Genomic DNA, 20,734 nt, shown 5'->3' with positions numbered 1-20,734 from the left:
CGCTGTTCAGACGTAGCGCACGCCGATCTGCTCGCGGACCGTGTCCAGCAGGGTCATCACCTCGAGGGTCGTGGCGTGCGGCACCGCCGGGCTCTCGGTCAGTCCGGCAGCCAGGCAGCGCTGCACCTCGATCGCCTCGTACTGGTAGCCGTTGCCGGCCCCGTCGGCGACGAAAGTCTCCGGTTCCGCGCCGGCCCGGTGCACTGTCACCGAACCCGGCCGGAAGAACGGCTCCGGCAGGTCGATCCGCCCCGTGGTGCCGGTGATCGAGGCGGTCTGTCCGCTCAACCCGACCATGCCGCAGCTCAGGGTCGCCAGGGCTCCGGTGTCGTAGCCGAACAGCATGCCGGTGTTCTCGTCCGTCCCCTCCGGGCCGAGCTGCGCCCAGGACCTGATGTGCTGCGGCACCCCGAGCAGCAGGTGGGCCAGGCTGATCGGGTAGATCCCCAGGTCGAGCAGGGCGCCCCCGCCCAGCGCCGCGTTGCGCATCCGATGCTCCGGCGGGAACGGCCCGGCCACCCCGAAGTCGGCCCGGACGCCGGTCACCGTGCCGATCGCCCCGTCCGCGATCAGCTCGACGACCCGCAGGATCATCGGATTCAGCCGCATCCACATGGCCTCCATCAGGAAGACCCCGGCGGCGCGGGCGGTCTCCACCAACTCGGTGCTGGTGGCCAGGTCGAGGGTGAACGGCTTCTCCAACAGCACTGCCCGACCGGCGGTGAGGCAGGTCATCGCCGCCTCGTAGTGCGCGGAGTGCGGGGTCGCCACGTAGATCGCGTCCACCTCCGGGTCGGCGGCCAGTTCCACCCAGGAGCCGTAGGCACGCTTCGCGCCGTACGTGTCGGCGAAGCGCTGTGCGCTCTCCGCGGCGCGGGAACCGACCGCGACCAACTCGGCGTCCGGCACCAGCCGGAGGTCTTCGGCGAAACGGCTGGCGATGTGGCCGGTGGCCAGGATGCCCCAACGAGTCATGCCGGAACGCTAGCCCAGCCAGGTCAACCGCCCGCTGCCCGGCCTGCGACGCAACCACATTCCGGCCCGACGCTTCGGGCCTGACGCCCCTGACGAGCGTGATGACTGTGAGACATATTGATGTCTCACAGTCATCACGCTCGAAGCAACGACCGCGCCGCCCGCTCCATGGCCCAGCGCGCGGCCGGCGTTCCCCCAGGCGGGAACTAGGCTCGCGGGCATGACGATCGACAGTGACGGCTTCCCCGCCCCGGCCGCCCTGGTCGAGCACGCCCGCCGGTTCCAGGCCGAGGGCGGCACCCCGGCGACGCCGCGGGTCGCGGCCACCGTATTGCTGCTGCGTCCGACCGACACCGACTTCGAGGTGTACGTCATCCGCCGGGTCGCCGCGATGACCTTCGGCGGGATGTACGCCTTCCCCGGAGGCGGGGTGGACCGCTCCGACTCGGAGACGCACCTGAACTGGGCCGGCCCGACGCCGGGCGAGTGGGCGGACCGTCTCGGAGTGGCCCCGCAGGCCGCGCAGGCGGTGGTCTGCGCGGCAGCGCGGGAGGTCTTCGAGGAGGCCGGTGTGCTGCTCGCGGGCCCGGACCGGGAGACCGTGGTGGGCGACGTCAGCGGCGACGACTGGGAGGCGGCCCGACAGGACCTGGAGGGACGCCGGCTGGGCTTCGCGGCGCTGCTCGCCGACCGTCAGCTCACGCTCCGGTCGGACCTGCTGCTGCCCTGGAGTCGGTGGATCACTCCCGAGTTCGAGCCGCGCCGCTTCGACACGTACTTCTTCGTCGCCCTGTTGCCGGCGGGCCAGCGGACCCGCGACGTCTCCGGCGAGGCCGACCACACCCTGTGGATCCGCCCGGCGGACGCGCTGGCCCGCGCGCAGGCCGGCGAGCTGACCATGCTGCCACCGACCCTGGTCACGCTGGCCCAGGTCGCGGCTGCCGGTGACCTGGCCGGGGTGGCGCGGGCGGCGGCCGATCGGGACGCCGTCACTGCGGTCATCCCGCGCCTGGACCTGCCTCCGGACGGTGAACCCCGCTTCGTCCTGGGCTGAGCGCTCACACTGTGGCGCAGTCCCGGCCCGCCCACGTTCGTTGTCGGCGGCGGACATGGCACCGGCGCCCACGCCGGGGAGGCGGGGCGCCGGTGACCGGGCGAGGTCGGCTCAGCCGAAGCGGCCGGTGATGTAGTCCTCGGTCTTCTTCACGCTCGGGTTGCTGAAGATCTTCTGGGTGTTGTCGTACTCGATCAGCCGGCCCGGGTCGCCGGTCTTCTCGATCGAGAAGAAGGCGGTCCGGTCCGAGACGCGCGCTGCCTGCTGCATGTTGTGCGTCACGATGATGATCGTGAACTTGTCCTTGAGCTGGAACATCAGGTCCTCGATCGCCAGCGTGGAGATCGGGTCCAGGGCGGAGCACGGCTCGTCCATCAGGACGACCTGCGGCTCGACCGCGATGGTCCGGGCGATGCAGAGCCGCTGCTGCTGACCGCCGGAGAGGCCCGCGCCGGGCTTGCCCAGCCGGTCCTTGACCTCGCCCCACAGGTTCGCGGCGCGCAGGGCCTTCTCGGCCGCGTCCTCCAGGATCGACTTCTTGCGGACCCCGTTGAGCTTCAGCCCGGCCACCACGTTCTCGAAGATACTCATGGTGGGGAACGGGTTCGGCCGCTGGAAGACCATGCCGATGGTGCGCCGGACCGCCGTGACATCCACGTCCCGGTCGTAGATGTCCTGGTCGTCGATGGTCAGGCTGCCCTCGACCCGGGCCCCCGGCAGCACCTCGTGCATCCGGTTGATCGACCGCAGGAACGTCGACTTGCCGCAACCGGACGGCCCGATGAGAGCGGTGACCGTCTTCGGCTCGACCGTCAGGTTGATGTTCTCGATCGCCTTGAAGCCGCCGTAGTACGCGGTGACGTTCGAGGCGGAGACGCGCTTGGCCATGGTGGTACCTCCGGGGTTCATCGGCTGAGCCTGTTGCGACGGGCCAGCAGCTTCGCCGCGATCGTCAGGATGAGCACGAGGGCGACCAGGGTGAGTGCCGCGGTCCACGCCCGTGCCGGGGCGTACTTCGACGCGTCGCCGGCCTGCTGGTAGACGAAGAGGGACAGCGACGACTGGTTGTTCTCGAAGGGGTTGGTGTTGATCGCGGCGCCACCGCCGGCGACCAGCAGCACCGGAGCGGTCTCGCCGGCCGCGCGGGCGATGGCGAGCATGACGCCGGTGACGATGCCGGGCAGCGCCGTCGGCAGGACCACCCGCAGGATGGTCTTCCACTTGGGTACGCCGAGCGCGTACGCGCCCTCGCGCAGTGGCGCCGGTACGAGGCGGAGCATCTCCTCGGTGGACCGGACGATGGTGGGCAGCATGAGCACGCTCAGCGCGAGCGCGGCGGCGAAGCCGGAGAAGCTGGGCCGACCGTCGTTGAACCACGGCGACACGATCAGCACCCAGAACGCCAGCACGAAGAGGCCGGAGACGATCGACGGGATGCCGGTCATCACGTCCACGAAGAACCGGATCGCGAAGGCGAACTTGCCCCGCCCGTACTCGACGATGTAGATCGCGCAGAGAACGCCGAGCGGGACGGTGATCAGGGTGGCGATACCGACCTGCTCCAGCGTGCCGACGATCGCGTGGTACGCGCCGCCGTTGGCGTCCCGGGCCCCGATGTTGTTCATCGAGGTCTGGAAGAAGTTGACGTCCAGTCGGTCGGCACCCTTGCTGACCAGCGTCCAGACCACCGACACGAGCGGCAGCACCGCCAGCACGAAGGCGGAGTGGATCAGTGCGCTCCAGGTGCGGTTGCGGGCCGATCGGCGTCCTTCGACCGCGTTGGCGGCGGCGAAGAGCCCGACCAGGTAGAGGATCGCGCCGAGGACGACCACGAGGACCGGGCCGCCGATGCCGGTGCCGTAGACGACCACGGCGGAGAGCGCCAGGGCCGCCACGGCGATGGCCGGGGCGGCGTACCAGGGCAGTCGCTTTGCCCGCAGCGAGTCGGGCTGGGCCGGCGGCCGGGTGCGGTGGGAGGTGGCGGTTGTGGTCATGCGGCCGACTCCGTGAACTCCCGGCGGCGGTAGATGATCGCCCGCGCCGTGATGTTGACGATCAGCGTGATGGTGAACAGCACCAGACCGGAGGCGATGAGCGCACCCCGTCCGGTCTCGTTCGCCTCGCCGAACGCGTTGGCGATGTTGGCGGCGATGGTGTTGCCGCCGTTCTGGATGAGGTTGAACGAGATGCCGAAGGTGATGCCGAGGGTCAGCGCCAGGGCGATGGTCTCGCCGAGCGCACGACCGAGGCCGAGCATCATCGCGGCGATGATGCCGGGACGGCCGTAGGGGAGCACCGCGGTGCGGAGCATCTCCCAGCGGGTGGCGCCCAGGGCGAGGGCGGCCTCCTCGTTCGCCGTCGGCGTCTGGAGGAACACCTCGCGGGAGAGCGAGGTGATGATCGGCAGCACCATGATCGCGAGCACCAGGGCACCGAGCATGACGGACGCCCCGAAGGGGCCGTCGCCACCGAAGAGCGGGATCCAGCCGAAGTGCTGGTTCAGCCAGACCGAGAAGTCCCGCACGGGGCTGCTGAAGACGTCCCGCCCCCAGAGGCCGAAGACCACGCTCGGTACGGCGGCCAGCAGGTCGACCAGGAAGCCGAGCGCGGTGCCCAACCGGCGTGGCGCGTAGTGCGAGAGGTAGAGCGCGATGCCGAGCGCCACCGGCACCGCGATGAGCAGGGCGAGCGCCGAGCTGAGCACGGTGCCGAAGGCCAGTGCACCGATGCCGAACTTCGGCTCGGTGTCGTTGGGGGACCAGCCCTCGTAGGACCAGAAGTTCTCGGTGTTGGCGCGTAGGGCCGGCACCGCCTTGGCGACCAGGAAGATCGCGATGGCGGCGATGATGACCAGAACGGCGGTGCCGGCGGCCAGGGTGAGGCCGCGGAAGGCCCGCTCGGCGCCGAACTTACGGCTGCGCGGCAGCGCGCCGCCGCCGCCCAGCCCGGTGCCGCCCGGGGAACGGGTGCTGACTGGTGCCTCGGCCACACGCGCCGAGGCACCGGCGGGCCACTCGTGACTCTGGGTCACGCGCGTCCCGCCGGTGCCGGCGTCGGCCGAGCGGTGAGGGGTTTCACCCATCTGCTCGCTCGATTCGGTTGCGGAGGTGTGGAATCGGGTCAGGAGAGGTTCTTGACCGCGGTCTCGACCTTGGTGCGGACCGTCTCCGGCAGCGGGGCGTAGCCCAGCTCGGTGAGAGAGGCCTGGCCCTCGGCGCTGGCAGCGTGGCCCAGCAGGCCCTTGACCAGCTTCAGCTTGTCGGCCGCGAGGCCCTTGCTGCAGACGATCTCGTACGTGGCCAGGACGATCGGGTACGCCCCGGCCTCCTTGGTGTTGTAGTCGATCTTCAGCTTGAGGTCGTCGCCCTGACCCTCGACGGCAGCACCCGCGATGGTCTTGCCGGCCGCCTCGGCGGTCAGCGCGGCGAACTCGCCGTTGCCGTTGCCGATCTTCGACATCTTCAGACCGGCGTTCTCGGCGAACGACCACTCCATGTAGCCGATGGAGCCGTCGGCGCCCTTGACCCGGCTGGCCACGCCGTCCGAGCCCTTGGCGCCGGTGCCGCCCGGGGCCTTCCACGCCTTGGCGTTGCCCAGGGTCCAGTCGCTCTCAGCGGTCTTCGAGAGGTACTTGGTGAAGTTGTCGGTGGTGCCCGACTCGTCCGAACGGTGGACGGTCTGGATCGTGGTCGCCGGGAGCTTGGCTTCCGGGTTGTCGGCCTTGATCGTGGCGTCGTCCCACTTGGTGACCTTGCCAGCGAAGATCTTCGCCAGGGTGGCCGGCTTGAGCTGGAGGTTGTCCACGCCGCTGACGTTGTAGGCGACGGCCACCGGGCCGATCACCATCGGCAGGTGGATGGCCTTGCCACCGACGCACTTGGCGTCCGCCTGCGGCTGCTCCTCCGGCTTGAGCGCGGAGTCGGAGCCGGCGAAGTCGGCGGTCCCGGCGATGAACGCCTGGATGCCGGCGCCCGAGCCGGAAGCCTCGTAGTTGATCGTGGTGCCCTGGCACTTCTGCTGGTACGCCTTGATCCACTCGGCCATGGCGTTCTTCTGCGCCGACGAGCCCTGGGCGTTCAGCGTTCCGGTAGCGCAGTCGACCGCGGCGGCCGAGCCCGAGGCGCTCGCGCCGGAGGCGGGCTCGTTGTTGTCCGAGCCGCATGCACTGAGGCCGAGCGTCGCGGCAAGAGCGAGGCAGGCAATAGTGCCGTACCGCTGGAGCTTCACCTGAGGGGTTTCCCTTCGCGTCTGACTTGGCGCCCCGATCCCGGGGCCCGAGGACCGGCACTGACCGGCTGACACGAAAGTTAGAAGTGCCAGGTAGCCGGTTCGCCGGTCGCAAGTGAACGCAAGGTGAACACGTACGGCCCCTGAGGTGACCGCTTGCTGAGGGTGAGTTGTCCGTTAAGTGAACCCGGATACCCCTGTCGGAAGTATGGGCATATTTCCGGTTCGGCGTTATCCCGCCGACGCTCGCCCGTTACCCCTCGGTGATGCGGCCGACGGTCAGCCCAGGTGGTAGTTGATGTGCGCGGACCAGCGGGCGAAGCCCAGCCGCTCGTAGAGCGCGACGGCCCCGGTGTTCGAGTCGTCCACGAAGAGCATCACCCGGTCGAGGCCGCGCTTGTCCCGAAGGTGTGCCAACCCGGCGGTGGTCAGGGCCCGGCCCAGCCCGCCACCGTGCGCGGTCGGCTCCACCCCCAGGACGTACACCTCGCCGATCCGGGCCGACCCCGGCCGCTCGTGCACCTTGGTCCAGTGGAAACCGAGCAGTCGGCCGGTCGCGGTCTCTTCGGCGAGCAGGAAGCCTGCCGGATCGAACCACGGCTCGGCGAGGCGGACCCGCAGGTCGTCCGACGTCCACCGGCCCTGTTCGGGGTGCTCGGCGAAGGCCCGTGCGTTGAGGGCCAGCCAGGCCGCGTCGTCCGCCCCGGGCCGGAACGCGCGCAGCGCCACCCCGTCGGGCAGGCGCGGCTCACCCAGCGGGGCCGCCAACGGCCGGCGCAGCTGCCAGAGCACCCGGGCGCGGGCGAAGCCGAGGTCGACGGCGAGCGCGGCGGCCGAGGGGTGGTCGCCGTGCGCCCACGCCCGCAGCGGCCCGGTGGCCGAGGCGAGTACGCCCCGGGCGAGCGCCCGCCCGGTGCCCCGCCGCCGGTACGCGGGGTGCACGACCAGCTCCACCCCGATTCCGCCGACCTGGTCGGTGGTGTCCAGGTGCGCGTACCCGGTGAGGGTGCCGTCGTCGGCGCGGGCGATCAGGTGCACGGCGGGGGCGTCGGGGTCGCGCAGCCGGAGCAGGACGTGTTCGTCGAGCGGGTCGGCTCCGTCCGTGTCACCTGCGGCGTCGGCGAGGGCGAGCACGTCGGCGATCTCCGCCGGCGCCAGTTGGTCGCTCCGGGTCACCTGGTCGCTGGTCGGCTCCGCGCTGCTCATCCCGCCACCGTATCCGTTGCGTGTCGTGACGCCCGGGGCGTCGCCCTAAAGCCCCGGCTCACGTCGGGTCGGTGGGGAGTGCCTCCAGCTCGAACCGGGCGGTCAGGTCGGGCAGGATCCGGCGCAGCGCGTCCATCGTGCCCTGCCGGTCCCCACCGGCGTCGTGCAGCAGCACCACCGAGCCCGGCGCGGCCTGGCTCAGCACCGTCGCGGTGATCTTGGTGGCGCCGGGCAGCTCCCAGTCCGACGGATCCACCGACCAGTGCAGCGGGGTCATGCCGAGCTGCCGCGCCACCGACACCACCGGGTACGTCCAGGCTCCGCCCGGCTGGCGGTACCAGACGATCGGCGCGTTCGGCACCGCCGCCCGGATCGCCGCGTTGGTGCGTAGAAGGTCGGAGCGGATCGCGTCGGCCGACCGGGTGCCGAGGCCGACGTCGTGGTGCCAGGAGTGGTTGCACAGGGTGTGCCCGTCGTCCACGATCGACTGGATCAGGTCGGGGTGGTTCTGCGCGTTCTCTCCGACGACGCAGAACGTGGCGCGCACGTCGTATTCGCGCAGGAGGGCGAGGACCTGCGGCGTGTAGCGCGGGTCCGGCCCGTCGTCGAAGGTCAGCGCGAGCCGCGGGGTGCCGGTGGTGGCGTGCGCGCCGAACAGGTTGTCGCCTCCGGCCACCCGTCCGGACCCGTCCTGGCCGGTCTCGGCCGGGCCGGTCTCGGCCGCGCTCGCGCTGGCGCTCGGAGCTCTGCTCGGCTCGCCGACGCTGGGTTGGTCGGCGTAGTGCGGTCCGTCGGCGCTCGTGGTGACACCGGTGGACTGCCGAGGCGTCTGGTCGGGAACGAGGCTGCGGCCCAGCATGTACGCCGAGCCGAGCAGCCCCGCCACCACCAGTGTCACGATCCCCGCGGCCCGGGCGGTGGCGCTGCCCCGCGTCACGGCTTCCGCCTGGCTTGCCGGTCACGCCGGCCCGTCGCCCCCGTGGTCAGTGCGCGCACCGTCGCCCCTTTCTCCGACAAACCCGGCAGTCAGAATAGAACTGCCAAGCTGCACAAAAAGGGCATATGGGAAATCGCCCGGAGTCGCCTCCGGATCAGACCGGCAGGGGCGCGTGCTCCGCCTCGGCAAGCGACCGCGACGGAGGCACGACGAACTTGTAGCCGACCTGGCGAACGGTGCCGATCATCGACTCGTACTCCGAGCCGAGCTTGGCGCGCAGTCGCCGGACGTGCACGTCCACCGTGCGGGTGCCGCCGAAGTAGTCGTAGCCCCAGACCTCACGCAGGAGCTGGTCCCGGGTGAACACCCGGCCCGGGTGCTGGGCCAGGAACTTGAGCAGCTCGAACTCCTTGTAGGTGAGGTCGAGCGGACGGCCCTTGAGCTTGGCCGCGTAGGTGTCCGGGTCGATGGTCAACTCGCCGGCCCGGATCGAGCCACCCGCGCCAGCGGTCGCGTTGCTGAGCCGGCCCACCGCCAGCCGCAGCCGTGCCTCGACCTCGGCGGGGCCGGCCGAGGCGAGGATGACGTCGTCGACGCCCCAGTCGGCGTTGAGTGCGATCAGGCCGGCCTCGGTCACCACCGCGACCAACGGCACGCCGAGCCCGGTGGCGTGCAACATCCGGCAGGTCGCCCGGGCCTCGCTCAACTCCGATCGGGCATCCACCATCACCGCGTCGGGGCTGGGGCCCGCGACCAGGGTGCGAACGTCACGCGGCGCGGTGCGGACCGAGTGCGGCAGCAGGTCCAGCGCCGGCAGCACAGCCGACGGTTCTCCTGCGCGCGCGGTCACCAGCAGCAGGATCTCCACGATCACCTCCGTCCCGGCGGCGCGAGGCCGCACGCGACCAGTCGCACTCATCACGGAGTGCGCTGAGAAATTGCGTGGTCCCGGCGTCGCTGACGGGCGGGTAACGCGTTGAGCCTAACCGATCGCCTCGGCTGTGCCGTCAGGCCATTTCCCGTTTGTCTAGCTTGCCCCTGATCGTGGCCCGGTTTTTAACGTCGCCGAAACCCTTGACCACCGCGTCGGGCCGTCGGTCTGGCACGATCGGGTCGTGTTTCCCTCCACCTCGCCCGAGGCCGGCCGCGAATCGTGGCCCGCCGGGCCCCAATCGGGTCCGGCCGCCGCAGCGACGCGCGGCCAACCGCCCGCGCCGCGTACCGGTCCGGCCGCCACCGATGGCGACCGCCGCGAACGGGGTGGGCCGCGCCGTGCCCGCCGCTCCGGCGAGCCGGCCCGCCGATCCGAAGACGAGATCGACGAGCCGGAAGAGGAGGTCATCCCCCCGGTCGCGGTGCACCGTCAACTGGCGCTGACCATCGCCGGCTTCGCCGCCCTGCTCGGTGTCGGCCTGGTGCTCGGCGCGCAGACGTCGGGTCCCGGTCACCGGCTGCCGTTCGCCTTCATCATCTTCGGCGTCCAACTTCTCTTCGTGCTCGCCTGGACGATGGCGATGCGTCCACCCGCACTGTTGGTGGTCGCCGGGATCAGCGCCGTTGTCGCGGCGCTGGTCGACGTCGCGGCGGTGCGGACCGACGTCGCCGGCCTGGCGCCGCTGGGCTACCTGGCTGCCGGTGGGTTCCTCGCCGCGGTTCTCGGCCAACTGGTTCGTCGTGTCGACCGGGTCCGGGTCACCGACTCCCTCGGTTCCACACTGCTCATCGTGGTCGGGGTGGTGGCCTTCGGCACCCTGATCGTGCTCAGCCGGATCCCGGCCGGCACCCAGGCGATCACCGTCTGCCTGACCGCGAGCGGTGTCGCGCTCACCGTCGCCCGGCTCACCGACGCCGTCCTGCCCTGGCCCCGGCTCGCACCGCAGGTGCCCCGGGGCGCCGCCGGGGTGGTGGCCGGCGCGATGGTCGGCACGCTGACCAGCGCGCTCCTCGGCAGCTACCTGGTGGCTCCCTTCACGCCGACCCGGGCCGCCGTGATCGGCCTGGTCGCGGCGGTCACCGCCGTCCTCTCCGACCTCGCCGTGGGGTACGCGGAGGCGGGCCGGTTGATGGCCGGTGAACCGCCAACCATGTGGGTGGCCCGGCACATGCAGGGCCCGCTCGGCGGCTTCGCCCTGGCGGCGCCCGCCGCGTACGCCATGTGCATGCTCTTCCTCTGAGTCGCGGTTGAGCGCTGGGCCGGTCGGGTACCTACGGGTGCGCCGCCCTGCGGCGTCGGTATGAACGACCCCGTCGCGGCGCGACGGGCGGAGACAGGAGGCGGCGTGGCGCAGGACTATCCGGTGGACCAGGCGCGACCCCGACGGCGTGGCCGCAAGCTGCTCATCGGGCTGTTCGTGCTCCTCCTGCTGCTGGCGGGGGTGCTGGTGGTCGCCGACCGGGTCGCGGTCGGGGTCGCCGAGCGGATGATCGCCGACCGTGTCCGTCAGGAGATCACCAAGCAGGGCGCGCAGTCCGCCGCCCCTGAGGTGGAGGTGGGCGGGACCCCGTTCCTCACCCAGGTGCTGGATGGCAGTTACCAGCGGATCACCATCAACCTGCGGGACGTGCAGGCCCCGGTCGAGGGCGAAGCCGTTCGGCTCCCGGCGCTCGACGTGACCGCCCGCAACGTGCGGGCCTCGCTGGACACCCTGCGCACCGGCCAGGGTGACATCGTGGCGGACACCGTCAACGGCGCCGGCACGATCAGCTACGAGAGTCTGGCCGCGCTGCTGAAGCGCCCGGGTCTCACGCTCGGCGAGCAGAACGGCAAGCTCACCGTCACGGCCCCGGCCGACATCCTCGGTCAGAAGCTCACCATCAGCGGCACCGCCGACGTCACGGTCGCCGACAACGGCGCTGTCGCCCTGCGGTTCAACGACCTGGACGCCGCAGGTCTGCCGAACCTGCCGCTGGCCCGGGCCTTCCTGAACAACTACGCCAAGAGCATCTCCATCGACGTGCCCCTGCCGGAGCTGCCGTTCCAGCTCGCGGTCCGGGAGGTCCGTCCGCTGCCGGACGGGCTGGCGGTCACCGTCGACGCGAAGAACGTCCCGATCAACTCCGCTGGCTGACACCGGAGGCGCGGTGGGACGCCGGAATCCCCGGCGATCCCGGCGATTCCCGGATGGTGGTCGGCCCAGTGGCAGCACGGTCACTGGCTGGTAAGCTCCCTGCCCATGGGGACCCACCTCACCAAACGGCGCGCGGTCGACCTGTGCCGCGTGGCCACCTGCCTGTGTCGCCCCGTCATCTGACGGCGGGGCTGTCTCCGGCCGCCTGACGGCGGCCACCGGCACAGGGTTCTCATACCCTCCGGTCATCCCACCGAACGCCCGGCAGCGGCGCCGTCGCACGAACCCGTGATCCCGTCCTTCCGCTGGGTCCCGCGCGTGGTGCGACAGTTGCATCCATCGATCTCCGCGCGTTGGCTCACCATCCATCCTCACCAGGGAGTGAATCGATGAGTCGCGACACCGCACTCGTTTCGGCCGAGTGGGCCGAGAAGAACCTCGACGCCCCGGGCGTCGTCTTCGTCGAGGTCGACGAGGACACCTCGGCCTACGAGACCGGCCACATCGCCGGCGCCATCAAGATTGACTGGAAGACGGACCTCCAGGACCAGGTCCGCCGGGACTTCGTCAACAAGTCGCAGTTCGAGGCGCTGCTCTCCGAGCGGGGCATCAGCAACGACGACGTCGTCGTCCTGTACGGCGGCAACAACAACTGGTTCGCCGCGTACGCCTACTGGTACTTCAAGCTCTACGGCCACCGGGACGTGAAGCTGCTCGACGGCGGCCGTAAGAAGTGGGAGCTGGACGCCCGTCCGCTCGTCACCGACGCGGTGTCCCGCCCGGCGACGCAGTACGTCGCGCAGGAGCCGGACACGTCCATCCGGGCGTTCCGCGACGAGGTCGTCGCGGCGATCGGCACCAAGAACCTGGTCGACGTGCGCAGCCCCGACGAGTTCGCCGGTCGCCTGCTCGCCCCCGCCCACCTGCCGCAGGAGCAGGCGCAGCGGGCCGGCCACATCCCCACCGCGATCAGCGTGCCGTGGTCCAAGGCGGCGAACGAGGACGGCACCTTCCGGTCCGACGACGAGCTGCGCAGGATCTACGGCGACGCGGGGCTCGACGACGGCAGGGAGACCATCGCCTACTGCCGGATCGGTGAGCGCTCGTCGCACACCTGGTTCGTGCTCCAGGAGCTGCTGGGTCACCGCAACGTCAAGAACTACGACGGCTCCTGGACCGAGTACGGCTCGCTGGTCGGTGTGCCGGTCGCGCTCGGCGACGAACCCGGGGAGGCATGATCATGACTCTTCCCACCGCCGCGGGTTGCGCCGCGCCTGACCAGGCCGCGCCGCTGCCGGCCAGCCTGGACCTGGAGAAGGAAACCGTGATCACCGGCATCGTCCGTTCCGCCGAGGCCGAGCCGGTGCCCGGCGCGTACGTCCGGCTGCTCGATTCGACCGGTGAGTTCACCGCCGAGGTGGTCACCTCGTCCGCCGGGCAGTTCCGGTTCTTCGCCGCACCGGGTTCCTGGACGCTGCGGGCGTTGTCCCGGCACGGCAACGGCGACACCGCCGTCACTGCCGGCCGGGGCGTCAACGAGGTTGCCGTCACCGTCGCCTGACCCACTGCTCTGATCGACCGGGGCCGGTCACCCTCCCGGGGGTGGCTGGCCCCGGTCGTTCGTGCCCGGCGTGCCGGCACGCCGGGACGGGTGCCGAAATCCATCGGCATGCGTCACTATCTACTGGTGAATTTCAGGGATGAAAGCGGCGGGTCCGACGAAGCGGTCCCCATCGTCCTCTGCGTGGGCACGGACATGTCGGTGCGGGAGCGGGTGCTGAGCCAACTCGACGGGCGTGCCCCGGTGCTCAGCTGTTCCGATCTGACCGAGCTACGCGAGCTGTTGTCGTCGCCGGCGGGTCCGGCGCCGGTCAGTCCCACGGTCCTGCCACTCAACGAGGCTCGGGGCCTGGTGAAGTGGGGTGAGCTGGTCGTCGACCGGGCCGGACATCAGGTCACCTGGCGCGGCGAGGTGCTCCCGCTGACCCCCACCGAACGGGAGTTGCTCACCCTGCTCATCGGCCCACCGCTGGCGGTGTGGAGCTACGAACGGCTCTGCGTCTCCGCGCTGGGTGGCGCTGACACCGCAGCGTTGCAATCCGCCGTCAGGCGGCTTCGCCGCAGGCTGCGGGGCCTACCGGGCGGCCCGCAGGTGCACACCGTGCGGGGCGTCGGCTACCGGCTCGACCCGCCGCCCCGGCTGAACGACCACTGACCCGCTGTCGCTCCGTCGGGCCGACCGCCTCCGCTGCCGGCCCGGCAGCGGGCGCGTGACACCATGGCCGGGTGAGCGGTGCTGTCCAGACGGGTTGGGCCTCTTCGGCCGGCCCCGCCGCGCCGACACCGGCCCGGTCGCGGCGGCGTTGGCTGCTGGCCGTGACAGTGACCTGGGCAGTCCTTCTGGCCGGGCTCACCTGGATATCGGTGCGGAACGACCCGCCGACCGTCCGCGAGCAGCGTTCCCTCGATCAGGCTGGCCCGGTGGTCGACCGGGCGGTCGGCGAGTTGGCTCGCGCGGCCGGTGCGGCCGGACTGCTGGAACTGAGCCCGGCGCGGGTCGCGTCCGGCTGCCGGGTCACCCCGTTCGCCGACGGGGCGAGGTTGCGGCGCGAGGTCGGGGTCCTCGCTGCCACCGGTGACGAGCGGGCCGTGCTGGCCGGCATCGCCGAGCGGCTGCCGGCGAGCTGGCGGGCGGGGGTCGGGCCCGGGGTGGACGGCCCCGAGCTGCGCGCCGACGCAGGAGAATTCGTGGCCGTCGAGGGCCGCCCGACGGTCGACGGCCGGGTGCGACTGGTCGTCGACACCGGTTGCCGGCCCGTCGGCGCCGGCTACACGCCGGCTCCGGCCACCGCTGCCGGCCCGGAGGCCGCCGCGCTGACCGCCGCGCTGAAGGCCCTCGACCGGCCGGGCGACGCCGCGCCGGAGCTGGCCACCGCGCCCTGCCCGGGCGGCGGGCTCGCCCGTACCGCCTGGTTCGTCAACGGCCCCGGCCCGGCGGCCTCGACGGTCGCCCTCGCCCCGCTGGCCGGCAACGCCCCACTGCTGGACCAACCCCCGGTGTACGCGTACCGCAGCGGTGCCGTCACGGTGCTGGCCGAGATCAGCCCGGACGCCACCCGACTCGCCGCCACCGTCGGCTGCCCGAGCTGAGCCGGGCGGGTCAGCGGCCGTCCGGCTGGTCCTCGGGGCCACGGCTGCGGCCCAACGCGTCGACCGTGCCCCACCGGCCGGGGATGTCCAGCAGCTCCACCCGGCCCATGCCCGGTGGCACGGCCGGGTCGATGATCAGGTGCTCGCCCTGCGGCTCCAACCCCAGCATCACCCGCAGCAGCAGTAGCGGGGTGCCCGTCGACCAGGCCTGCGGGCTGCATGCGGTCGGGTACTCCACCGGATAGTCGGTGAGGTCGCGGGCGTAGCCGGCGAACGCCTCCGGCAGCCGACCTTCGAAGTACCGGGACGCGGCCAGCATCGTGTCGCAGAGCAACCCGGCCTCCTCCCGGAAGCCGTACCGCCACAACCCCCAGGCGATGATCGAGTTGTCGAACGGCCAGACGGTGCCCACGTGGTAGCCGATCGGGTTGTACCGCCCCTCGTCCGAGGCGAGCGTCCGCACCCCCCAGCCGGAGAACAGCCGTGGCCCGAGCAGGTGCTCGACCACCTTGCGGGCGCGGGACTCGTCCACGATGCCGCTCCACAGCAGGTGCCCGATGTTCGAGGTCAGCGCGTCCACCTGCCGGCCGTCGGCGTCCAGCGCGAGCGCGTAGTGCTCGCGGTCGGCGATCCAGAAGTCGCGGTCGAACCGCCGTTTCAGGTCGGCGGCCTGCCGCTCCAACTCGTCGGCGAACTCCGGGTCGTTCCAGAAGTCCCGAGCCAGCCGGGCGGCCCGGACCTTCGCGTCGTAGGCGTAGCCCTGCAACTCGCAGGTGGCCCGGGGGAAGCCGGGCAGTTGACCGTCGGCGTACGAGATGGCGTCCCAGGAGTCCTTCCAGCACTGGTTCTGCAGGCCGGTTTCCGGGTTGCGGGTCTGGTACCAGAGGTAACCGGTGCCGAGCAGGTCACCGTAGGTGTCGATCCACTCCAGCGCCGCGCGGATCTGCGGTTCCAGCTTGCGGACGAGTGCCGTATCACCGGTCCACCGCTCGTACTCGTCGACCAGGATGATGAACAGGGGCGTCGAGTCGGCCGACCCGTAGTACGGCGAGTGTGGCTGCTCCTCGAAGCCGGCGGTCTCCCCGTACCGCAGCTCGTGCAGGATCTTGCCGGGTTCCTCGTCCCGGAAGTCGTCCACCCGCTGCCCCTGTAGTCCGGCCAGCATCAGGATGGTCGGCGGAACCAGTTCCGGCAGGAACGGCAGCACCTGCAACGAGGTGATGATGCTGTCCCGGCCGAACAGGGTCATGAACCAGGGGAGTCCCGCGGCGATCAGCCGTACGCCCAGGGCGATCGACTCGTAGCGCAGCGCGGCCAGGTCGTTGAGGCTGCGCCGGTACGCCCCGGCCAGCGGCTCGCAGTCGCAGCCGAGCTTCGGTGCCCGGTCGATGAGCTCCTGCTGTTCGGCCCGGATCGCGTCCGCGCTGCGGCTGCCGCCGTACGGGAGGGTGGCCCGGATGTCCTCGCCCCGGGCACCGAAGACGACGCTGGACACGTGCAGTCTGGTGGTCCATCTGTCGTTGCGGGCTATCCGGATCCGGAAGGTCATTCCGGTGTCGTCGACCTGCGCCGGCGCGCTGGTGCTGACCACCATCTCCCGGTGGAACGCCTCTCGCCGGTAGGACAGCCGCAATTCGTTCTCGGCGACCGTGATCGTGGTCCGTCCCCGCTTCTGCCGAGAGTTCTTGATCTCGAAAAGGTCGGCGAAATCGGCCCCGATCTCGATCCGGAGGGTGCACTCGACCTCCGCGCCGAGGTGGTTCAGCACGGTCAGCTCCTCCTCGAAGCTGCCCACGATCGCCCGGCTGCGGATCACCGACGCCTTGGCGTCCAGATAGTGCGTGGGTTCGCCGGGGGCGAGGAAGAACCGGGTGCGGTACGACTCGGCATCGTCGACGGAGAGGGCGTGCAGCCGTTCGCCGTCCAGGGTGAGCACCCACGTGGACAGGAAGCGGGTGTCGAAGGAGAACAGCCCGGTGGGGAAGTCGTAGGACGGTTCGATGTCGCCACGCCGGTCGCTGACCAGGAAGGTGTTGCCGTCCAGGATGCTGACGAGGTCCTTCACCGAAGTCGCCCGGCTGCTCGGCGGGCCGTTTCGCGGGGGTCGCGGGTGCCGGGCGGGTTCGGAAAGAACCGGCGGAAGGCGAGGAAGAGCACCACGTTCCCGCTGAACGTGCTCTCGTTGCGCAGCACCGCCGCGACCCCCTGGGCCTCGCCCCTGATCAGCCGGTCGAAGAGGGCGGCGCTGCTGTACCAGATCGCGTCGGCCGGCCCACGCTCCCGGGTGACCTGCACCGACCCGGGCCGCATCCGGACCAGCCAGTGTTCGGTGCGGTGGTCGTCGCCGAGGTCGATCTGGAGGGTGCCGTCGGCCAGGCCGCCCAGAACCTCGGCTGCGCGCGACGGCAGTGTCTCGAAGAACCTCTCCGCCGCCTCGGTCACATCCGAATCGTAGGCAGCCGTCCGAGATGTCGGGTCGGTATCGACACTCCGCTCGGATCGACAGGCCGCCGCCGTGCGGTCAGTAGACGAGCGCCTGCGCGCCCTCGGCCAACGCCTCCTCGACGAAGACCGCCGCACCGGCGATCCGGACGCCGGGGAGTACGTCGTCCGGGCCGATCTCCCGACGGGCCGCGCACTGCGTGCAGGCGGTCACCCGGCCGCTGGTCAGGATGACGTGCAACAACTCGGCCAGGGGCGCGGAGTGCGGCAGGTCGAACTGCTGGGCGCGACCGGGCAGCGCGAACCAGGTGGACTCACCGGTCAGCCAGAGCGAGACGTCCACCCCGGCCGCTACCGCCGTCGCGGCGACGGTGAATGCCTGCGCGCACCGCTCCGGGGCGTCCGCCCCGGCGGTGGCCTTTACGACGAGATTGCGGGCCATGTGGCCCAGCATAGGATGGCCGGGATGGTTACCGAGATCGGGTTTGTCAGCCTGCTGGTCGCTGGCCTGGGCGGGCTCGCCGGTGGCCTGGTCTACCTTGCCGTACGCATTTCGAGAGGACGCTGGTGACGCTGATGAGCGAGAACCCGCTGCAGCCGCCGTGGCTGAACGCGCCGCCGGTCGAGGAGTACCCGTTCGAGGAGAGCCACGACCTGCGGGTCGGGCCGAAGCTGCACCCCGCGCTGGACGCCCTGCTGCCGTACATCGGTCTGTGGCGGGGCCGGGGCAAGGGCGGCTTCCCCACCATCGAGGACTTCGACTACGCGCAGGAGATCCGGATCAGCCACGACGGCCGACCGTTCCTGCACTACGAGTCGCGTGCGTGGATCCTCGACGAGCAGAGCAAGCCGGTCCGGCCGGCCGGGCGTGAGGTTGGCTGGTGGCGACCCGTGCTGGTGGACGGTCGGGCGACCGATGAGCTGGAGGCGCTGATCACCACCCCGACCGGGATCATGGAGCTGCACCTGGGCAAGCGCACCGGCACGCAGATCGAATTCGCCACCGACGCGGTGGTCCGGACTCCGACCGCCAAGGAGGTCACCGGCGGGCACCGGCTCTTCGGCATCGTCGAGGGTGCGCTGCTCTACGCCCAGGAGATGGCCGCCATGGGGCACGGGCTCAGTCCGCACCTCTCCGCCCGACTCGTCCGGGTCGGCGGCTGACCGCTACCCGACGGGGAAGCCCAGCAGTGAGTGCAGGGCGGGGGTGCGCGGGCAAGGGTCCCGGCGCACCCCGTCCAGCGTTCGGATTTCGGCGAGCCCGCGCACGGACGAGCTGAACCAGACCCCGTCGGCGGCGTGCAGCTCGGCTGGCGTGACCATCCGTTCGGCGGCGTCCAGGCCCAGCTCGTGAGCGTGGGCGAGCAGCCAGGCCGCGGTCGTGCCGGGCAGGATGCCGGTGGTCGCGGCCGGCACGGTGCAGAGCGTGCCCGCGGTGAGCCACACCACGTTCGCGATCGGCCCCTCCAGGGCGTACCCGTCGGAGGAGACCCAGAGCACGTCGTCCACGCCGGCCCGCTGTGCCCAGCGACGGGCGGCGCTGTTGACCGCGTACGACGTGGATTTGATCCCGGCCGGCAACCAGTCGAGCCCGGTACGCGCGTCGGCGGGCACCCCCAACGGCAGGGTGGCCACTGTGATCCCGTTCCGCCGGGCCGCCCGCGACGACGCCGGCACCTCGGTCAGCGTGGCGTAGACGGTCGGCGGGCCGCCGGCCTCGGAGCCCCGGGTGCAGACCAGCCGTAGCGCGCCCTCCACGGGTACGGGCCAGCCCGCACGCACCGTGTCGAGGAGGTCGATGAGCGCGTCGGCGGGAGGCAGATCCAGGTCGACAGCCGCCGCGGCCGTGGTCATCCGGGCCAGGTGCTCGTCGCGCAACCATGGCCGACCCTGGCGCAGGTGCATGGACTCGAAGAGCCCGTCGCCGCGCAGAACGCCCAGGTCGTCGCCGCGGAGCACGGGCTCGTCCGTCGCGATGAGGCCCCGCCCGAGCACGGCGATCCGCAGGCTCGGAGCAGCCGGGACATTGCCGACGGACGACGTCACCATGACCGCGAGCGTAGCGGTGATCGATCGCGGTGCGGGGAACAGCCTGCTGGCCGAACTATGATCGGAGCGTGTCCGAATCCTCCCTCGCGGAAATGCTGCGGGCCCGTGGGCTGCGGCTGACGGCCCAGCGGCAGCTCGTTCTCCAGGCGGTGCTCGATCTGGGCCACGCCACCCCGGAGCAGGTGCACACCGCAGTCCGGGAGGTGGCCGCCGGCGTCAACATCACCACCATCTACCGCACGCTCGAGCTGCTGGAACGGCTCGGTCTGGTCACCCACACGCACCTGTCGCACGGCTCACCGACCTATCACGCCGCCGGTGAGCACCAACACGTCCACCTGGTCTGCCGGGAGTGTGGCGCGATCGACGAGATCGATCCGGAGCTGCTCCGCCCGCTCGCCGACCAGTTGGCCGCGCAGCGCGGGTTCCGGGTGGACATCGGGCACGTGTCACTCTTCGGCGTCTGCGCACGCTGCGAGAACGGGGACGAGAAATGATCGACATCGCGGGCGCGGTGGCCGTCGAGAGCATCGACGAGGCCAGCCGTGACCAGCCGGATCCGGCGCACGTCGCGGCCGGGGTGCGGGGGGTGGCCGCGCACTACGGCGACCCGCTGCGCGAGCAGCGCACCCTCGACACCGCTGTCGGTCTGGTCGACAGGTCGCACCGGGGGGTCATCGCGGTGCCCGGCGAAGAACGGGCCAGTTGGCTGCACACGGTCACCTCGCAGCACCTGACCGCGCTCTCCGCGGGCGAGGGCACCGAGTTGCTGGTGCTGTCCCCGCACGGCCACGTCGAGCAGCACGCCATGGTCGCCGAGGACGGCGAGACCGCCTGGCTCGACACCGAGCCCGGTGCGACCGAGGGCCTGCTGAGCTACCTGGAGAAGATGCGGTTCTTCAGCAAGGTCGAGCCACGCGACGCGACGGCCGAGCGCGCGCTGTTGTCGCTGGTGGGGCCGGCGGCCATGGAGGCGCTCGGCACGCTCGGCGTGACCGGGCTCGCCGCACCGGACGTGGTCGCGGTGCCGGGTCCGAAGTTCCCGCACGGTGCCGTGCCACCACGGGCGAGCGCCCGGTACGACGTACGACCGCTGCCGATCGGCGGCTGGGCCCGACGTGGTCCGCTCGGGGTGGACCTGCTGGTGCCCCGGTCGGCGATGGACCAGGTGGTGGCGGAGTTGCGCGGCGCCGGCGTGCCGCTCGCGGGGCTGTGGGCGTACGAGGCGATCCGGGTGGCCGCCCGGCAGCCCCGGGTCGGGGTGGACACCGACCACCGGACCATCCCGGCCGAGGTCGACCTGATCGCCCCGGCGGTGCATCTGGACAAGGGTTGCTACCGGGGGCAGGAGACGGTGGCTCGGGTGCACAACATGGGCCGGCCGCCGCGTCGCCTCGTACTGCTGCATCTGGACGGGGTGACCACCGATCAGCCGCCGGTGGCCGGTACGCCGGTGACGCTCGATGGCCGGGCGGTCGGCTTCGTCGGCACCGCCGTGCTGCACCACGAGCTGGGCCAGGTCGCGCTCGCGGTGGTGAAGCGGAACGTCCCGGACGACGCCGCGTTGCTGATCGGCGAGACCGCGGCGGCGATCGACCCCTCCTGAGCGGGCCGTCTAGGATCGCC

Annotated in this window: 24 protein-coding genes; 12 read left to right on the top strand and 12 right to left on the bottom strand. The window is 71.4% G+C overall.

Features of this window, described 5'->3' with window-relative positions; genetic code table 11:
* Window positions 1-6 precede the first annotated feature (6 nt).
* Complete coding sequence (locus ACIBEF_RS20445; RefSeq protein WP_396794782.1) at window positions 7-975, bottom strand: Gfo/Idh/MocA family protein; 969 nt, start codon at window positions 973-975, stop codon at window positions 7-9.
* A 220-nt stretch (window positions 976-1,195) separates the two neighbouring features.
* Between ACIBEF_RS20445 and ACIBEF_RS20440 the strand changes: the two genes are divergently transcribed.
* A complete protein-coding gene (locus tag ACIBEF_RS20440) occupies window positions 1,196-2,029 on the top strand; it encodes an NUDIX hydrolase (RefSeq protein ID WP_396794781.1) in 834 nt (277 codons plus the stop codon).
* A 111-nt stretch (window positions 2,030-2,140) separates the two neighbouring features.
* On the opposite strand, the gene pstB is transcribed toward ACIBEF_RS20440, so the two are convergent.
* The 7 genes from pstB to ACIBEF_RS20405 all read right to left on the bottom strand — a co-directional run bounded on the left by pstB (window position 2,141) and on the right by ACIBEF_RS20405 (window position 9,273).
* Window positions 2,141-2,917, bottom strand: coding sequence for a phosphate ABC transporter ATP-binding protein PstB (gene pstB / locus ACIBEF_RS20435; protein WP_112584183.1), 777 nt, complete (start codon window positions 2,915-2,917; stop codon window positions 2,141-2,143).
* 17 nt (window positions 2,918-2,934) lie between these two features.
* Entirely contained in the window at window positions 2,935-4,023 is a 1,089-nt protein-coding gene (gene pstA, locus ACIBEF_RS20430) for a phosphate ABC transporter permease PstA (RefSeq protein ID WP_355005820.1), read from the bottom strand.
* On the bottom strand, window positions 4,020-5,111 hold the full coding sequence (pstC, locus tag ACIBEF_RS20425) for a phosphate ABC transporter permease subunit PstC (RefSeq protein WP_355005819.1): 1,092 nt from the start codon (window positions 5,109-5,111) through the stop codon (window positions 4,020-4,022). Before pstC ends, pstA begins: the two co-directional genes overlap by 4 nt.
* A gap of 38 nt (window positions 5,112-5,149) precedes the next feature.
* On the bottom strand, window positions 5,150-6,256 hold the full coding sequence (pstS, locus tag ACIBEF_RS20420; protein ID WP_328651975.1) for a phosphate ABC transporter substrate-binding protein PstS: 1,107 nt from the start codon (window positions 6,254-6,256) through the stop codon (window positions 5,150-5,152).
* 279 nt (window positions 6,257-6,535) lie between these two features.
* Window positions 6,536-7,462: a mycothiol synthase gene (gene mshD, locus ACIBEF_RS20415; protein WP_396794780.1), complete on the bottom strand. Its 927-nt coding sequence runs from the start codon at window positions 7,460-7,462 to the stop codon at window positions 6,536-6,538.
* Between the two features lie 58 nt (window positions 7,463-7,520).
* A complete protein-coding gene (locus tag ACIBEF_RS20410; RefSeq protein ID WP_396794793.1) occupies window positions 7,521-8,321 on the bottom strand; it encodes a polysaccharide deacetylase family protein in 801 nt (266 codons plus the stop codon).
* A 232-nt stretch (window positions 8,322-8,553) separates the two neighbouring features.
* Window positions 8,554-9,273 (bottom strand): response regulator transcription factor, encoded by a 720-nt coding sequence (locus ACIBEF_RS20405; RefSeq protein WP_184188346.1) that lies wholly within the window; start codon window positions 9,271-9,273, stop codon window positions 8,554-8,556.
* Window positions 9,274-9,514: 241 nt separating this feature from the next.
* Here ACIBEF_RS20405 and ACIBEF_RS20400 point away from each other — a divergent pair, with 241 nt between their 5' ends.
* The 7 genes from ACIBEF_RS20400 to ACIBEF_RS20370 all read left to right on the top strand — a co-directional run bounded on the left by ACIBEF_RS20400 (window position 9,515) and on the right by ACIBEF_RS20370 (window position 14,617).
* The gene (locus ACIBEF_RS20400; protein ID WP_396794779.1) at window positions 9,515-10,573 is read left to right on the top strand and encodes a hypothetical protein; all 1,059 of its coding nucleotides are present in this window, start codon (window positions 9,515-9,517) and stop codon (window positions 10,571-10,573) included.
* 105 nt (window positions 10,574-10,678) lie between these two features.
* Window positions 10,679-11,467 carry a DUF2993 domain-containing protein gene (locus tag ACIBEF_RS20395; protein ID WP_396794778.1) on the top strand — a complete coding sequence of 263 codons (789 nt, stop codon included), beginning with the start codon at window positions 10,679-10,681 and terminating at the stop codon, window positions 11,465-11,467.
* A gap of 105 nt (window positions 11,468-11,572) precedes the next feature.
* Entirely contained in the window at window positions 11,573-11,650 is a 78-nt protein-coding gene (locus ACIBEF_RS20390) for an Ms5788A family Cys-rich leader peptide (RefSeq protein ID WP_310503780.1), read from the top strand.
* 206 nt (window positions 11,651-11,856) lie between these two features.
* Window positions 11,857-12,705, top strand: coding sequence for a sulfurtransferase (locus ACIBEF_RS20385; RefSeq protein ID WP_355005814.1), 849 nt, complete (start codon window positions 11,857-11,859; stop codon window positions 12,703-12,705).
* A gap of 2 nt (window positions 12,706-12,707) precedes the next feature.
* Entirely contained in the window at window positions 12,708-13,028 is a 321-nt protein-coding gene (locus ACIBEF_RS20380) for a DUF1416 domain-containing protein (protein WP_355005813.1), read from the top strand.
* Between the two features lie 195 nt (window positions 13,029-13,223).
* Window positions 13,224-13,682, top strand: a complete 459-nt coding sequence (locus ACIBEF_RS20375) for a winged helix-turn-helix domain-containing protein (protein WP_396794792.1) — start codon at window positions 13,224-13,226, stop codon at window positions 13,680-13,682.
* A 71-nt stretch (window positions 13,683-13,753) separates the two neighbouring features.
* Window positions 13,754-14,617: a hypothetical protein gene (locus tag ACIBEF_RS20370; RefSeq protein WP_396794777.1), complete on the top strand. Its 864-nt coding sequence runs from the start codon at window positions 13,754-13,756 to the stop codon at window positions 14,615-14,617.
* 10 nt (window positions 14,618-14,627) lie between these two features.
* Here ACIBEF_RS20370 and ACIBEF_RS20365 read toward each other — a convergent pair whose 3' ends face one another.
* From ACIBEF_RS20365 to ACIBEF_RS20355, 3 genes are all read right to left on the bottom strand, one after another.
* Window positions 14,628-16,682 carry a glycogen debranching N-terminal domain-containing protein gene (locus ACIBEF_RS20365; RefSeq protein WP_396794776.1) on the bottom strand — a complete coding sequence of 685 codons (2,055 nt, stop codon included), beginning with the start codon at window positions 16,680-16,682 and terminating at the stop codon, window positions 14,628-14,630.
* The gene (locus ACIBEF_RS20360) at window positions 16,679-17,059 is read right to left on the bottom strand and encodes an SCP2 sterol-binding domain-containing protein (protein ID WP_396794775.1); all 381 of its coding nucleotides are present in this window, start codon (window positions 17,057-17,059) and stop codon (window positions 16,679-16,681) included. Before ACIBEF_RS20360 ends, ACIBEF_RS20365 begins: the two co-directional genes overlap by 4 nt.
* A 79-nt stretch (window positions 17,060-17,138) precedes the next feature.
* Window positions 17,139-17,513: a DsrE family protein gene (locus tag ACIBEF_RS20355; RefSeq protein WP_124820325.1), complete on the bottom strand. Its 375-nt coding sequence runs from the start codon at window positions 17,511-17,513 to the stop codon at window positions 17,139-17,141.
* 12 nt (window positions 17,514-17,525) lie between these two features.
* On the opposite strand from ACIBEF_RS20355, the gene mtfM reads away from it, so the two are divergent.
* Both mtfM and ACIBEF_RS20345 read left to right on the top strand, forming a co-directional pair.
* Window positions 17,526-17,630, top strand: coding sequence for a small membrane protein MtfM (gene mtfM, locus ACIBEF_RS20350; protein WP_030327764.1), 105 nt, complete (start codon window positions 17,526-17,528; stop codon window positions 17,628-17,630).
* Window positions 17,631-17,632: 2 nt separating this feature from the next.
* Window positions 17,633-18,223 (top strand): FABP family protein, encoded by a 591-nt coding sequence (locus tag ACIBEF_RS20345; RefSeq protein WP_396794791.1) that lies wholly within the window; start codon window positions 17,633-17,635, stop codon window positions 18,221-18,223.
* Window positions 18,224-18,226: 3 nt separating this feature from the next.
* On the opposite strand, the gene ACIBEF_RS20340 is transcribed toward ACIBEF_RS20345, so the two are convergent.
* Window positions 18,227-19,108 carry an aminotransferase class IV gene (locus ACIBEF_RS20340; RefSeq protein WP_396794774.1) on the bottom strand — a complete coding sequence of 294 codons (882 nt, stop codon included), beginning with the start codon at window positions 19,106-19,108 and terminating at the stop codon, window positions 18,227-18,229.
* Window positions 19,109-19,176: 68 nt separating this feature from the next.
* Between ACIBEF_RS20340 and ACIBEF_RS20335 the strand changes: the two genes are divergently transcribed.
* Together ACIBEF_RS20335 and ACIBEF_RS20330 are read left to right on the top strand one after the other, a co-directional pair.
* The gene (locus tag ACIBEF_RS20335) at window positions 19,177-19,605 is read left to right on the top strand and encodes a Fur family transcriptional regulator (RefSeq protein ID WP_124820328.1); all 429 of its coding nucleotides are present in this window, start codon (window positions 19,177-19,179) and stop codon (window positions 19,603-19,605) included.
* Entirely contained in the window at window positions 19,602-20,714 is a 1,113-nt protein-coding gene (locus tag ACIBEF_RS20330; RefSeq protein ID WP_396794773.1) for a YgfZ/GcvT domain-containing protein, read from the top strand. The genes ACIBEF_RS20335 and ACIBEF_RS20330 overlap by 4 nt, the downstream gene beginning before the upstream one ends.
* Window positions 20,715-20,734 lie beyond the last annotated feature (20 nt).

Source organism: Micromonospora sp. NPDC050795 (genome assembly GCF_044456785.1).
GTDB lineage: Bacteria > Actinomycetota > Actinomycetes > Mycobacteriales > Micromonosporaceae > Micromonospora.
The sequence above is the reverse complement of the archived record's forward strand: the minus strand, read 5'-3'. Positions and strand labels throughout refer to the sequence as shown.